The 12852-nt window shown below is 70.0% G+C and carries 11 protein-coding genes and 1 pseudogene; 6 read left to right on the top strand and 6 right to left on the bottom strand.

The window, feature by feature from the left end; all coding sequences use genetic code 11:
- Positions 1-81: 81 nt before the first annotated feature.
- From MJ785_RS08905 to MJ785_RS08890, 4 genes are all read right to left on the bottom strand, one after another.
- Positions 82-606 (bottom strand): VOC family protein, encoded by a 525-nt coding sequence (locus MJ785_RS08905; protein WP_239309347.1) that lies wholly within the window; start codon positions 604-606, stop codon positions 82-84.
- Positions 607-835: 229 nt separating this feature from the next.
- Positions 836-1177 (bottom strand): type II toxin-antitoxin system PemK/MazF family toxin, encoded by a 342-nt coding sequence (locus MJ785_RS08900; protein WP_239380385.1) that lies wholly within the window; start codon positions 1175-1177, stop codon positions 836-838.
- A complete protein-coding gene (locus MJ785_RS08895) occupies positions 1174-1443 on the bottom strand; it encodes a hypothetical protein (protein WP_239309345.1) in 270 nt (89 codons plus the stop codon). Before MJ785_RS08895 ends, MJ785_RS08900 begins: the two co-directional genes overlap by 4 nt.
- Before the next feature lie 143 nt (positions 1444-1586).
- Positions 1587-2264 (bottom strand): uracil-DNA glycosylase, encoded by a 678-nt coding sequence (locus MJ785_RS08890; protein ID WP_239380384.1) that lies wholly within the window; start codon positions 2262-2264, stop codon positions 1587-1589.
- Between the two features lie 129 nt (positions 2265-2393).
- Between MJ785_RS08890 and fdhD the strand changes: the two genes are divergently transcribed.
- The 3 genes from fdhD to MJ785_RS08875 all read left to right on the top strand — a co-directional run bounded on the left by fdhD (position 2394) and on the right by MJ785_RS08875 (position 7070).
- Positions 2394-3365: a formate dehydrogenase accessory sulfurtransferase FdhD gene (fdhD, locus tag MJ785_RS08885; RefSeq protein WP_239380398.1), complete on the top strand. Its 972-nt coding sequence runs from the start codon at positions 2394-2396 to the stop codon at positions 3363-3365.
- A gap of 30 nt (positions 3366-3395) precedes the next feature.
- The gene (locus MJ785_RS08880; protein ID WP_239377112.1) at positions 3396-5705 is read left to right on the top strand and encodes an FdhF/YdeP family oxidoreductase; all 2310 of its coding nucleotides are present in this window, start codon (positions 3396-3398) and stop codon (positions 5703-5705) included.
- A gap of 195 nt (positions 5706-5900) precedes the next feature.
- Positions 5901-7070, top strand: a complete 1170-nt coding sequence (locus tag MJ785_RS08875; protein ID WP_239380383.1) for a glycosyltransferase — start codon at positions 5901-5903, stop codon at positions 7068-7070.
- A 157-nt stretch (positions 7071-7227) separates the two neighbouring features.
- On the opposite strand, the gene MJ785_RS08870 is transcribed toward MJ785_RS08875, so the two are convergent.
- Both MJ785_RS08870 and MJ785_RS08865 read right to left on the bottom strand, forming a co-directional pair.
- Positions 7228-8052, bottom strand: coding sequence for an ABC transporter permease (locus MJ785_RS08870; protein ID WP_239380382.1), 825 nt, complete (start codon positions 8050-8052; stop codon positions 7228-7230).
- Positions 8045-8872: an ABC-2 family transporter protein gene (locus tag MJ785_RS08865; protein WP_239309340.1), complete on the bottom strand. Its 828-nt coding sequence runs from the start codon at positions 8870-8872 to the stop codon at positions 8045-8047. Before MJ785_RS08865 ends, MJ785_RS08870 begins: the two co-directional genes overlap by 8 nt.
- Before the next feature lie 163 nt (positions 8873-9035).
- Between MJ785_RS08865 and priA the strand changes: the two genes are divergently transcribed.
- From priA to MJ785_RS08850, 3 genes and pseudogenes are all read left to right on the top strand, one after another.
- Positions 9036-9770: a bifunctional 1-(5-phosphoribosyl)-5-((5-phosphoribosylamino)methylideneamino)imidazole-4-carboxamide isomerase/phosphoribosylanthranilate isomerase PriA gene (gene priA / locus MJ785_RS08860; RefSeq protein WP_239309339.1), complete on the top strand. Its 735-nt coding sequence runs from the start codon at positions 9036-9038 to the stop codon at positions 9768-9770.
- Positions 9771-9783: 13 nt separating this feature from the next.
- The gene (hisF, locus tag MJ785_RS08855; protein ID WP_239309338.1) at positions 9784-10548 is read left to right on the top strand and encodes an imidazole glycerol phosphate synthase subunit HisF; all 765 of its coding nucleotides are present in this window, start codon (positions 9784-9786) and stop codon (positions 10546-10548) included.
- Positions 10549-11028: 480 nt separating this feature from the next.
- Positions 11029-12852 (top strand): annotated as a pseudogene (locus MJ785_RS08850) (ABC transporter ATP-binding protein); the annotation flags it as partial.

Genomic DNA, 12852 nt, shown 5'->3' with positions numbered 1-12852 from the left:
ACAGACGCGAGGCGGCGAGCCGTCGGTTCCCCGGCAGCTTCATGGCTCGCGGTCACCGGATCCGCAGCTGCCGGCTCCGGCTCAGACGGTGACTCCGATGGGGATGGAGACGCCCAGACCGCCACGCGTGTCCGCACCGTAGCGTGCCTTCTCCGTGGCGAGGTCAAGCGGCCGGATGCTGGTCTTGGCCGTGACCGCTGCCCCGTCGAGCAGGTGCGCGGGGACCAGCCAGACGACCTCGAACTCCAGACCGTCCGGATCGTGTGCGTACAGGCTCTTGGTCGTGCCGTGGTCGGACGCGCCGACCAGCGCACCGGCCTCGGCGAGCCGGTGCGCGGTCGCCTCGAGCTCGGCGAGGGTGCCGATCTCCCACGCGATGTGGTACATGCCCACGGTCGAACGCCCCGCCTGCGACGCGCCGGCGGCCGCGCCGATCTGGAACACGCCGATGTCGTGGTCGTTGGTGGAGTCCGGCGCCCGCAGGAACGCGGCCTTCCCGGGCAGCACTAGCAGGCTCTCGAAATCGAGGACATCGGTGTAGAAGGCAGCCGTGCGCGCGACGTCCCGGACATAGAGGACGACGTGGTTGAGACGGTGGATACCCATGATCTTCTCCTGGTGTCCCTCGGCGCTGGCCGGTGCGGTGCTGTTGAGCCTTCAACTATCTCCACGGTACTCCGTGCCGCCCGCGCGCAGATCAAACAGGCGTTCGCCAGCCGCGCACCTGAGCAACCAGGACGGAAGCGGCCTCGGCGTCGCGGTTCTCCCCGACGCGGACGCGGGCGGCGAGGCCGAACCCGGAACAGCTCGCACTCGCCAACGCCCCGGGAACGTCTCAAAGATCGAGGAAGTAGCGCAGGACCTTGCGAACGGCCGCGAGGTCCTCGGCGCTCGTGGTCCCGAGCCGCCGCACCAGCCTGGAGGTGTCGATGGCCCGGGTGTCCTCCGGGCGCGCGAAGCTCGGCCTGCTCAGCCCGGTCGCCGGCCCGGCGAGGCGGGGCTGGGTCACCAGATGGCGGTCGGTCCCGGTGAGCGGGACGACGATGGCCATGCCGATGGGGAGGCTGTGCAACCCGTCGGCCGAGACGACCACGACCGGGCGCCGTCCGCCCTGTTCATGGCCGACCACGGGGTCGAGAGTGGCGAGCCAGATCTCTCCGGTGCGGACCGCCGTCACTCCCACCATCCGGGTGCGTCGTGCAGCGCGAGCGCGTCGGAGTCGGTGCCGCGTTGCCAGGCGCCCGACTCGGCCCGGTCGCGCTCCCACTCCGCCGGGTCGGCGGCGCGGAGCTCGTCGAGCTGCACGCGGGCACGCGCGAAGAAGGCCTCACGTTCGAGCCGGTCCGCGACCTCGGCGAGCATGCGGCCCATCGTGGTCCCGCGGTCGCTGGCGAGGGAGGCCAGCCGGTCCCGGACGGCCGTATCAACCTTGATTGTTGTCATGGCCATACCATCTAGTCTACCGATCGGTAGACGGTTCAGTCGCCCCGGACAGGAACATTCGCCGTGCTGTGCACGGCTTCCCGTGAGCCGCGATGTCCACCCGGGGTGCGGGGGCCAGGGCGTGCCCGTGGAAGGCCATCCGGTTATGGGAGGCGCCAGTCGACGGGCTGAGCTCCCTGGCGGAGCAGGAGGTCGTTGGCCCGGCTGAACGGCCGGGATCCGAAGAAGCCGCGGTCGGCGGAGCGAGGTGAGGGGTGGGCGGACTCGATCGTGGGGACGCCGTCGAGGAAGGGTTTCAGGCTACGCGCGTCCGCGCCCCACAGGATCGCGACGAGGGGCTTGCCTCGGCCGGCCAGTGCCCGGATCGCCTGCTCGGTGACCTCCTCCCAGCCCTTGCCCCGGTGCGAGCCGGGCTGCCGGGGCGCCGTTGTCAGGGCTCTGTTCAGCAGTAGTACGCCCTGCCGCGTCCATGGCGTCAGGTCGCCGTTCGTGGGCCTGGGCACGTCGACGTCCGCGCACAGCTCCTGGAAGATGTTCTCCAGGCTGCCGGGGAGCCTGCGCACGTCGGGCGCGACCGCGAAGCTGTACCCGATGGCCATCCCCGGGGCCGGGTAGGGATCCTGCCCGACGATCAGTACCCGCACCTCGTCGAAGGGCTGTTGGAAGGCCCGTAGGACGTTTGGGCCGGCGGGAAGGTAGGTGCGTCCCGCCGCGATCTCCGCGCGCAGGAAGTCCCCCATGGCTGTGATCCGCTCGGCCACCGGCTCCAGGGCCCGTGCCCAGCCTGGCTCGACGAGTTCCCGCAACGGTTGCGCTGGCATGGCCGATCACCCTACCGGGCGGCGCCGACACCCCGAGCCGACGAGTGGTCCTGGCCCGCTCCCGGTAGAAGGGTGCGCGCGGGGTCCGGCTACTGGCCACAGCGGGACGCGTGGGGCAGTGTGGTCGGTGTGGGACGGGTGACGGCACGCAGACGGGTCGTGCGGATCTCAGCTGACGGTGAGCGAGGGACGCGGGCCGACAGCCTGGCCGGTGAGGAGCCGCTGGAGCTGCGGGTGGGCGGTAGGCCGTTGGCCGTCACCATGCGCACGCCCGGACACGACGTCGACCTGGCCCTCGGTTTTCTCGTCGGCGAGGGGATCATCGGCGGCGGGGCGGATGTCACAGCGATGCGTTACTGTGTTGGTGCACGTAGTGATGTCATCGGCGGCGACCCCTCCGGCGCTCACCAGGCCCCCGAGAGGCAGGTCCCGGAGAGCCAGGCTGGTGGCGGCCAGACCTACAACGTGCTCGATATCACTCTGGCCCCGGCTGTCGCGTTGCCGGACGTCAGTATCGAACGCGCCTTCTACACCAGCAGCTCCTGCGGGCTGTGTGGGAGGACCAGCATCGACGGGGTCCGGATGCGCAGCCGGTACACGGTGGCCGATGACCCGCTGGTACTGCGTCCGGACGTGCTGCTCGTGCTGCCCGACCGGCTGCGCGCCGAGCAGAAGGTCTTTGCCGTCACCGGTGGGCTGCACGCGGCCGCGATCGCCGACGCCGACGGGAACCTGTTGGTGGTCCGGGAGGACGTGGGCCGGCACAACGCGGTCGACAAGGCCATCGGCTGGGCGGTACGTGACGGTCAGCTGCCGTTGCGCGAGCGGGTTCTGGTGGTCAGCGGCCGCGCGTCGTTCGAGCTTGCCCAGAAGGCGCTGCTGGCTGGGATACCCGCGCTCGTCGCGGTGTCCGCGCCGTCGTCGCTCGCGGCTGAGCTGGCCGAGGAGAGCGGGATGACGCTGGTCGGGTTCGTCCGCGGTGACTCGATGAACGTCTACACCGGCGCGCATCGCATCGCCGGCCCGCTGGCTGACAGCGCCGCCTCGACGAGCGGCGCCGCCTCGACCACCAACGGCGCGACCAACAGCGGTACGCGATGAGCCGCGGTTCAGCGGGAGAGGACTCCGACGATGGTACGTGACGCCCCACGAGAGGACCCCGGCGAGGACGGGATCATCGTCGGCGCTCCCGCGCCGTCGGCCGCCGGCATACCCGGCGTGCTGCATGCGATGGCGCATGTCCGTGACCAGTTGGGGGTCCGCCGTGGAGCCCGCTCGCTGCTCGCGCTGAACCAGGTCAACGGTTTCGACTGCCCCGGATGCGCCTGGCCGGAGGCCGCCCCCGGCCACCGGCACACGGCCGAGTTCTGCGAGAACGGTGCCAAGGCCGTCGCCGAGGAGGCGACCCTGCGGCGGATCACCCCCGCCTTCTTCGCCGAGCACTCCGTCGATGAGCTCGCCGCCCGCAGCGGCTACTGGCTGGGTCAGCAGGGCCGCCTCACCGAGCCGATGTACAAGGCGGCCGGGGATGCCCACTACCTTCCGGTGAGCTGGGATGACGCGTTCGCGATCGTCGCCGACGAGCTGCGGGCGCTCGACAGCCCCGATGAAGCCGCCTTCTACACATCCGGGCGGACCAGTAACGAGGCCGCCTTCACCTACCAGCTTTTCGTCCGGGCGTTTGGCACGAACAACCTGCCGGACTGCTCGAACATGTGCCACGAGTCGTCCGGAGCGGCGCTGACCGAGACGATCGGCGTGGGCAAGGGCAGCGTGAGCCTCGACGATTTCGCCAAAGCCGATCTGATTTTTGTTGTGGGGCAGAACCCGGGCACGAACCATCCGCGGATGCTCACCGCGCTGGAGGCGGCGAAACGCGCGGGCACACGCATCGTCGCGGTCAACCCGCTGCCCGAGGCGGGTCTGCTGCGCTTCCGCAACCCGCAGCGCCCCAGTGGTGCCCTCGGCGCCGGGATCGTGCTGGCCGATCGGTTTCTGCGGATCCGGATCGGTGGTGACCTGGCCCTGTTCCAAGCGATCAACGCTCGGTTGCTGGCCGCGGAGGAGGCGCGACCAGGCCGGGTGCTCGACCGGGCGTTCATCGACGCCCACACCGACGGTTTCACCGAGATGGCCGCGTGGCTGCGCAAGCTGTCCGCGGCCGACGTGCGGGCCGCCACGGGCCTCGCCGACGCCGAGATCGACCAGGTCGTGCGGCTGGTGCTGGACTCGGAGAAGATCATTGTCTGCTGGGCGATGGGGCTCACCCAGCACCGCGACTCCGTCCCCACGATCCGGGAGATCGTCAACTTCCTGCTGCTGCGTGGCAACATCGGCCGTCCCGGCGCTGGGGTGTGCCCGGTGCGCGGGCACAGCAACGTCCAGGGCGACCGGACCATGGGCATCTGGGAGAAGCCACCGCCGGTCTTTCTCGACCGGCTGGCCGCGGAGTTCGGTTTCGGCCCCCCGCGCGCGCCCGGCCTCGACGTGGTCGACACGGTGCGGGCGATGCGGGACGGCCGGGTGAAGGTGTTCACCGCGCTCGGCGGGAACTTCGTCGCGGCCACCCCGGACAGCTCGGTCACCGAGGCCGCGATGCGGCGGTTGCGCCTGAGTGTCCAGGTGTCGACGAAGCTGAACCGCTCGCACGCCGTCACCGGTCAGCGGGCGCTCATCCTGCCGGCCCTCGGCCGCACCGAGATCGACGTGCAGGCCGGTGGGCCGCAGTTCGTCACGGTTGAGGACTCGATGAGCGCGGTGCACGCCTCCCGGGGGAACCTCGCGCCGGCCTCGGCGTCGCTGCGTTCGGAAATGGCGATCATCTGTGGGCTGGCTCGGGCGACGCTGGGCGAGCGTGTCGCCGTCGACTGGGAGGGGCTCGCCGCTGACTACGGCCGCGTCCGCGCGCATATCGGCCGGGTCGTTCCCGGCTGTGCGGACTTCGAGGTGAAGGCCGCGCGGCCCGGTGGGTTCGTCCTGCCGCACCCGCCGCGTGATTCCCGGACCTTCCCGACCGTGACCGGACGGGCCCGGTTCACCGTCAACACCCTGGACGTGCTGCGCGTCCCAGCCGGCCGGCTGCTGTTGCAGACGGTCCGTTCGCACGACCAGTTCAACACCACGATCTACGGGCTGGACGACCGGTACCGCGGCGTCCGCCACGGCCGCCGGGTCGTGTTCGTCAACCCCGACGACCTCGCCGCGCTGGCCATTGCTGACGGTGACCAGGTCGACCTGGTCAGCGAGTGGGTGGACGGAGTGGCCCGGCGCGCGCCGGACTTCCGGGTGGTGGCGTACCCGACCGCGGCTGGCTGCGCCGCCGCCTATTTCCCGGAGACGAATGTGCTGGTGCCCTTGGACAGCACCGCCAGAGTCAGCAACACTCCCACGTCCAAGTCCATCGTGATTCGCCTGGAACCCGCTATTTCCCGGCGGCAGTGATAATTTCCGAATTCGGTGACATGGTGGGGAGAATGCCGATTCTTCCGGGCGGGGAGCGGCGGTATTGTCGTCTCAGTCCGGCGCTGCTGACCGGCGGAGCGGGCGCAATCTGCGAGGCTGGCTTACGTGATAACGTTGGCAGCTTGCGCGCTTTGTTCTCTTTTGGTTTGGTTGGTGCTGCTGGGTGGCCATGGAATGTTCTGGTGCACCGACACGCGCCTTGACGCGCACGATTCCCGGGCACGAGGCGGAGCGGAGCCGCCGGGGGGCTGGCCCGCGGTCACCGTGATCGTGCCCGCCCGGGACGAGGCCGAGATGCTTCCGCACAGCCTGCCGTCCCTGCTTGGCCAGCGTTACCCGGGTCCGCTGCGGGTCGTGCTCGTCGACGACGCCAGCGATGACGGCACCGCTGATGTTGCCCGTGACCTTGGCCGGCAGGCCGCCGGCGGGGTGGAGCTGACGGTCATCACCAGCCAGCCGCGGCCGGCTGGCTGGGTCGGCAAGGTATGGGCGCTGGAACAGGGGCTGCGCGCTGTGCCAGCGGATGTGAACTGGCTGCTGTTCACCGACGCGGACATCGCTCACGGGCCGGATTCGGTCCTCCGGCTGGTCGGCCACGCCACCACGTACGGGCTTGACCTCACGTCGCTGATGGCGGTGCTACGCACCCAGAACCGCTGGGAAAGGATCATCGTCCCGGCGTTTGTCTATTTCTTCGCCCAGCTCTATCCGTTCCGTCGAGCCAACCGGCCGGGCGCGAGGACGTCGGCCGCCGCTGGCGGGTGTGTGCTCATGCGCCGGGCCGCGCTGGAACGCGCCGGTGGGCTGGCCGCCATCTCCGGCGCGGTGATCGACGACTGCTCGCTGGCCAGAGCGGTCAAGCGGGCCGGCGGCCGGACCTGGTTGGGGCTCGCTGACCACGGCCCCTGCGGTGTGCGCAGCGTCCGGCCCTACCCGCGGCTTGCGGACCTGTGGAAGATGGTTGCCCGCAGCGCGTACACCCAGCTGCGCCATTCCCCCATGCTGCTTGCGGCCACGGTCACCGGGCTCGTGCTGGCCTACCTCGTCCCACCACTGGCGGCCGTGGCCGGTCTGGCTGAGCTGGCCACCGGTGCCGGCGGCGTTGCCGCGGCTGTCGCCGGTGCCGCCGGGCTCTGCGCCTGGGTGCTGATGACGGTGACCTACCTCCCGATGATCCGGTACTACCGCCAGCCCATGCCCGTCGTCCTGACCCTCCCCGCGGTCGCGGCCCTTTATATGATCATGACCGTGGACTCGGCTCGGGCGCACCACCGGGGCCGGGGCGCGGCCTGGAAGGGCCGCGCCTACTCGGCACCGGACTCCGACAGCGTCGCGGGGACCTGAGGCCTGGGTAATCGGCGGGCCAGGGCATCGATCCGCGCGATCGAACATCCATCAGACACGCCCCGGAGAGCGTGTTTGAGATCAGGCTTTCAATCAGTGAGCCGCGGCCAGGGGGCAGCTGGACGCGGTGAGCCGGAATGACGATCTCAAACGCGCTCTAACTGCCGGTGCTGCGGTAGTGGCGGATGCCGGCCCGCCAGGCCCAGGCCGCACCGGCCACGGCGAGCGCCGCCACCACCGGGGCCAGGAAACGCGCGGCGGTCGGCAGCCCGAGGGGATCGGGCCGGGCCAGGACGTACAGCGCGGGCTGCCAGTTCACGAACGCCACCGGCACGACGAAGGTCAGCAGGACCAGCAGGTGCCTGCTGTAGATCGTCATCGGATACTGGGTGGCAAGGCCCGCGCCCTGACGGGCGGCGGCCACGGCCATGGAGGCGTCCGGCGCGACGAACAGCCACGCACAGCCAGTGACGATCAACGAGCCGGCGATCAGCGCGCCGCCGGCGACCATCAGCGGGATCAGGATGATCCGCCCGGGGGTCCAGCGGAGGTCGAGAGCCGCGAGCGACAGCGCGAGCACAGCGGCGGGCTGGGCCAGCCGGCCGACCCGTTGTGGCGAGAACTCGCTGGTCGCCGCCTGCACCAGCGGCGATACCGGACGGGTGAGGACAGCGTCCATTTTCCCGTCCCGGATCTGCCAGCCGATCCGGTCGAGCTGGCCGAGCACGCATTCGGCCAACGCGAACGCGGTCGCGGACGTCGCGTAGAGGAAGGCGACCTCGGCGAGAGCGAAATCCCGCAGGCGGGCCACGTTGGCAAAGACGATCCCGATCGCGGCGAAGTCCAGGGCGGTCGCGAGCGTCTCGGCCATCGTCAGCAGGACCAGCGACGTCCGGTACTGCCACGCCGAGCGGAACGCCACGCCGACAAACAGCACGTAGTGCCCGAACCCGTCCCGTACCACGCGCAGCCGGTCAGCCACCCTGTATCACCACCCGGCGCAGCGCGAGCGCGGTCAGCGCCCGGCCGGCGGCCAGCAGCAACACCGCCCAGCCGGCCTGGAAGGCGAACGCCGTGCCGAGGCCGGCGCCGGCCACCCGGCCGAGGTAGACATCCATCGGTACCTGGACGGTCGCGGCGAACGGCGTGATGCGCGCGAGGGCGCCGAACACCCCAGGGATGATCGTAAGCGGGAGGACCGAACCGGAGAAGAAGAGCGAGGCCAGCGCGGCCACCGCCTGTACACCGCGGTCGTCGGCCAGCCAGAAGGCGCTGAGCGCGACCAGGTACCGGAGGCCGAAGCTGACCAGCACAGCCAGCGTGAGGCTCAGGGCGAACGCGGCCCAGCGCGACGCGGTTGACGGCAACCGCAGCCGGAAGACCGCCGCGCACACGGCGACCGCGGGCATTGCTCGGGTGAGCAGGTAGACCCAGACCCGGCCGATCTCGTGACCGAACCACCATCGCACGAACCCGACCGGCCGGGCGATGTCGACAACCACGTCGCCGGTGCGGATCCGGTACGGCAGGTCGATCACCCCACCGAAGACGGCCACGCACACGCCCACGCCCTGTCCGACAATCATGAATGTGATCGCGCCGGTGGTGTCGTAGCCGGCCAGGTTCGGTGTCTCTCGCCACACCGCCTGTGCGATGTGGGCGCGCAGGATGCCCGTGACAACGGTGGCGAAGACAGCGGCGGCCACGGTGGACCGGTAGGCGGTGTAGCGCCGGGCGCTGCCAGCGACAACGGTGGTCCATAAACGTATGGACGCACGGTAACCGACGGTCGTCGGGCGCATCCGGAGGAGTCCTGCCAGTAGAGGAAGCACGGAGAAATGATCACAGTGGGTCCGTGGTGGGGCAAGGGCGGTTCGCTGTGCCAGCGCCGCTGGCGGGGCTCGCTGCCGGTTGCCGCGATCGCCGGTGGAACCGACAGACACGGCACCCCGTAAGGTGTGTGGCGTGGCGCTGATCCTTCTGCCTGCCGTGGATGTGGCCGACGGCCGGGCCGTCCGCCTGGTCCAGGGCGAGGCGGGTACCGAGACCTCCTATGGTGACCCGCGCGATGCGGCGCTTGCCTGGCAGCGCGACGGCGCCCAGTGGATCCATCTCGTCGACCTCGACGCGGCGTTCGGCCGTGGCTCGAACCATGATCTGATCGCGGAGGTGGTTCGGTCGGTCGACGTGGCGGTGGAGCTCTCCGGCGGTATCCGGGACGACGCCTCGCTGGACGCGGCGCTGGCGACCGGCGCCGCCCGGGTCAATATCGGCACAGCCGCGCTGGAGAACCCCGGCTGGGTGCGGGCTGCCATCGGCCGGGTCGGGGACAGGATCGCCGTCGGCCTCGACGTCCGCGGCACGACCCTGTCCGCCCGTGGCTGGACCCGTGACGGCGGCGAGCTGTTCGACGTGCTGGCCCGCCTCGACGCCGACGGGTGCGCCCGCTACGTCGTCACCGACGTTCATCGTGACGGCATGCTCAGCGGGCCCAACCTGGACCTGCTGCGGGATGTCACCGCGGCGACCTCCCGGCCCGTGATCGCCAGTGGTGGGGTGTCGTCGCTGGCCGACCTCGCCGCGATAGCCGGTGTGGCGGGCGTCGAGGGCGCCATTGTCGGCAAGGCCCTGTACGCGGGCGCGTTCAGCCTGCCCGCGGCGCTGGCGGTAGCGGCGGGCCAGCCTCTGCCCAGCCGATGAACAGGTTTATTCGATGACCGTCGCGGTCCGGGTCATCCCCTGTCTGGATGTCGACGCCGGGCGGGTCGTCAAGGGCGTGAACTTCACTGACCTGCGTGACGCTGGTGACCCGGTGGAGATGGCGAAGCTGTATGACGCCGAGGGCGCTGACGAACTGGCCTTTCTCGACATCACCGCGTCCAGCGGGAACCGGGAGACCACCTACGATGTGGTCCGGCGCACCGCCGAGCAGGTGTTCATCCCGTTGACCGTCGGCGGTGGGGTACGTTCCGCCGACGACGTCGACCGGCTGTTGCGGGCCGGCGCGGACAAGGTCGGTGTCAACACCGCCGCGGTCGCCCGCCCTGAGCTGGTCCGGGAGTGCGCGCTGCGGTTCGGCAGCCAGTGCGTCGTGCTGTCGGTGGACGCCCGTCGTACCCGCGAGCCAGGCGCCCCGCGGTTCGAGGTGACAACCCACGGTGGGCGGCAGGGCACCGGTATCGACGCGGTTGCCTGGGCGGCGCGGGCGGTGGCGCTCGGCGCGGGGGAGATCCTGCTCAATTCGATGGACGCGGACGGGACCGGGGACGGCTACGACCTGGAGATGATCGAGGCTGTCCGCGCGGCCGTGCGCGTGCCCGTGATCGCCAGCGGCGGCGCCGGGTCGCTCCGGGACTTCCCCCGGGCAGTGGGCGCGGGCGCGGACGCGGTGCTCGCCGCGAGCGTCTTCCATTTCGGCCACCTGCGTATCGGTGACGTCAAGGACGCCCTGCGAACCGCCGCGGTACCAGTTCGCTGAACCCATGTCAGCTGTTGGACGTTCATTGGACATCTGCCGGGTGGACGATGTGATCGTCGGCGATAGTCGATGCTAGCCGGTGGTCGGTGCCAGCCGATAGCCGATAGCCGATAGGTAGTGCCGGTCGATGGTTGGTGCCAGCCGATAACCACTCCCCGGGCGCGGGCCAGCAGCCAACGACGCGGGCGCCGGATATACAGCGGCGCCAGGCGGTAGCGGCATGATTGTGGGGTGGCACGTCGCGGGGGCGTTCGATGGGAGCGGGATGCTGGCTAAGAGCGCCCGGTAATAGGGGAGTGGATCAAGGAATGGGGTTGGGGCGCGGGCGGCGCAAGGCGGCGAGGTGCGTGCCCCAGCCCCGCGACACCGCGTCCCCTATTGCCGGTCGCTCTAAGTTTGTTGTGGCGGGCTGTTTTTTTGGTTTCAATTCGTCTGGGTGGTGCCAGCGTCGGCGGTGCAGTGAGCGACGAGAGGAGAACCATGCCCAATGATCCGGCGGGATCGACACGGCTGGTTTCCGCAGGTTCACCTGATGTTATCCGCAAAGGTCTGGCAGTCCTTGGGATGGGTATCCGCGAGGAACCTCGCTCGTTCGCCCTGGCGGTTGCCGGCAGTTCGTTGTTCGGTTTTATGACCGTGGCGAGTTCGATCGTGCTCGGCGAGGTCATCGACAGAGTCCTGCTGCCGTCCCTCGCGGCCGGGCGGGTGACGGTGGGCGGCCTCGCGCTCGCGGTGGTGTCACTGGTCGCGGTCGGCGTTGCCAAGGCTGTGGGCATGTTCGTGCGCCGGCTCGGCGGCGGGATGATGACGTTCCGGCTGCAGGCACTCTACCGCCGCCGGGTGATTCGGCAGTATCTGCGCCTGCCGCTGTCGTGGCATCAGCGCCACTCGACCGGTCTGCTGCTGTCCAATGCCAACGCGGATGTCGAGGCGGCCTGGGCTCCGGTTCTTCCGCTGCCGTTCGCGGTGGGGGTGCTAGTCATGATTGTTGTCGCTCTGGTGGTATTGATCATGACGGATCCGTTGTTGACCGCCATTGGATGTGTCATTTTTCCGCTTTTTGGGGTCATTAATATCATCTACGGGCGGAAGGTCTCGCCGTTGCTCTCGCACGCCCAGCAGCTGCGGGCGGAGGTGAGCGCGGTGGCACACGAGTCGTTCGATGGTGCTCTTGTGATCAAGGCAATGGGGCGGGAAGCCGCCGAGACAGCCCGGTTTGCGCGCAAAGCGGACGAGCTCAAAGCGGCAATGATACGTGCCGGGCGGGTGCGCGGCCTGTTCGATCCGGTGATGGACGCGTTGCCGAACATCGGCGTTCTCGTGGTCCTGCTGGTCGGTACGGCCAGGATCGCCGCGGGCGCACTCGATGTCGGCGATCTGGTACGCGTCGCCTACCTGTTCACGGTCCTGGCATTCCCGCTGCGGGCGATCGGCTGGGTGTTCGGTGAGCTGCCTCGGTCGGTTGTCGGCTACGGCCGGGTGCGTGCGGTACTGGACGCCCGCGGCGAACAGGGCTTTGGACCGAAGACGTTGAGCGCCGCCGGACCGGCAACGCTGACCGTGGCGGCTGTCACCTACACCTATCCGCGATCGGTTGATCCGGCCGGGTCGAGCGCCCCGGCGCTGGACGCGGTGAGTTTCGATGTCGCCGCTGGCCGCGTGGTGGCCCTGGCCGGACGGACCGGGTCGGGGAAGTCGACGTTGGCCGGCCTGCTGGTCAGGCTCTACGATCCTGACGCTGGCGCGGTCCGCATGGACGGGGCCGATCTGCGGGACCTCGCCGACGGTGCGGTCACCACGACCGTCTCGCTGGTTTCCCAGCAGGCCTTCCTGTTCGACGACACGGTCCGCGGCAACGTCACGCTCGGCGTGGCCGTGGACGACGCTGCAGTGTGGGAAGCGCTCGCTCGCGCACAGGCGGACCGCTTTGTCGCGGCGCTGCCCGCCGGTCTTGACACGCAGGTCGGCGAACGGGGCACCACGCTGTCCGGCGGGCAGCGGCAGCGGATCGCCCTTGGCCCGGGCGTTGGTCCGCCAGCCGCGTCTGCTTGTTCTCGACGACGCGACATCCGGCGTTGACCCGCGGGTCGAGGCCGCCATCCTCGCTGGCCTGCGGGAGCGGGCAGGTGCGTCCACGGTGGTTGTCGTCGCGCACCGGCGGGCAACGATCGAGCTGGCTGACGAGGTCGTGTACCTGGATCGAGGACGGGTGGCCGGGCGAGGCAGCCATCATGAGCTGATGGCTGCCTCGCCCGGGTATGCGGCGCTGCTGACCGCCTACCAGTCGAGGAGCGAAGGCGACAG

The organism is Protofrankia sp. CiT1 (genome assembly GCF_917627335.1).
Lineage (GTDB): Bacteria > Actinomycetota > Actinomycetes > Frankiales > Frankiaceae > Protofrankia.
The sequence above is the reverse complement of the archived record's forward strand: the minus strand, read 5'-3'. Positions and strand labels throughout refer to the sequence as shown.

Bases quoted from the DNA above. Each gene is read 5' to 3' on its own strand.
- MJ785_RS08905 (WP_239309347.1), bottom strand. From the start codon at position 606: ATGGGTATCCACCGTCTCAACCACGTCGTCCTCTATGTCCGGGACGTC.
- MJ785_RS08895 (WP_239309345.1), bottom strand. From the start codon at position 1,443: ATGACAACAATCAAGGTTGATACGGCCGTCCGGGACCGGCTGGCCTCC.
- MJ785_RS08890 (WP_239380384.1), bottom strand. From the start codon at position 2,264: ATGCCAGCGCAACCGTTGCGGGAACTCGTCGAGCCAGGCTGGGCACGG.
- MJ785_RS08880 (WP_239377112.1), top strand. From the start codon at position 3,396: ATGGTACGTGACGCCCCACGAGAGGACCCCGGCGAGGACGGGATCATC.
- MJ785_RS08875 (WP_239380383.1), top strand. From the start codon at position 5,901: ATGTTCTGGTGCACCGACACGCGCCTTGACGCGCACGATTCCCGGGCA.
- MJ785_RS08865 (WP_239309340.1), bottom strand. From the start codon at position 8,872: ATGCGCCCGACGACCGTCGGTTACCGTGCGTCCATACGTTTATGGACC.
- hisF (WP_239309338.1), top strand. From the start codon at position 9,784: ATGACCGTCGCGGTCCGGGTCATCCCCTGTCTGGATGTCGACGCCGGG.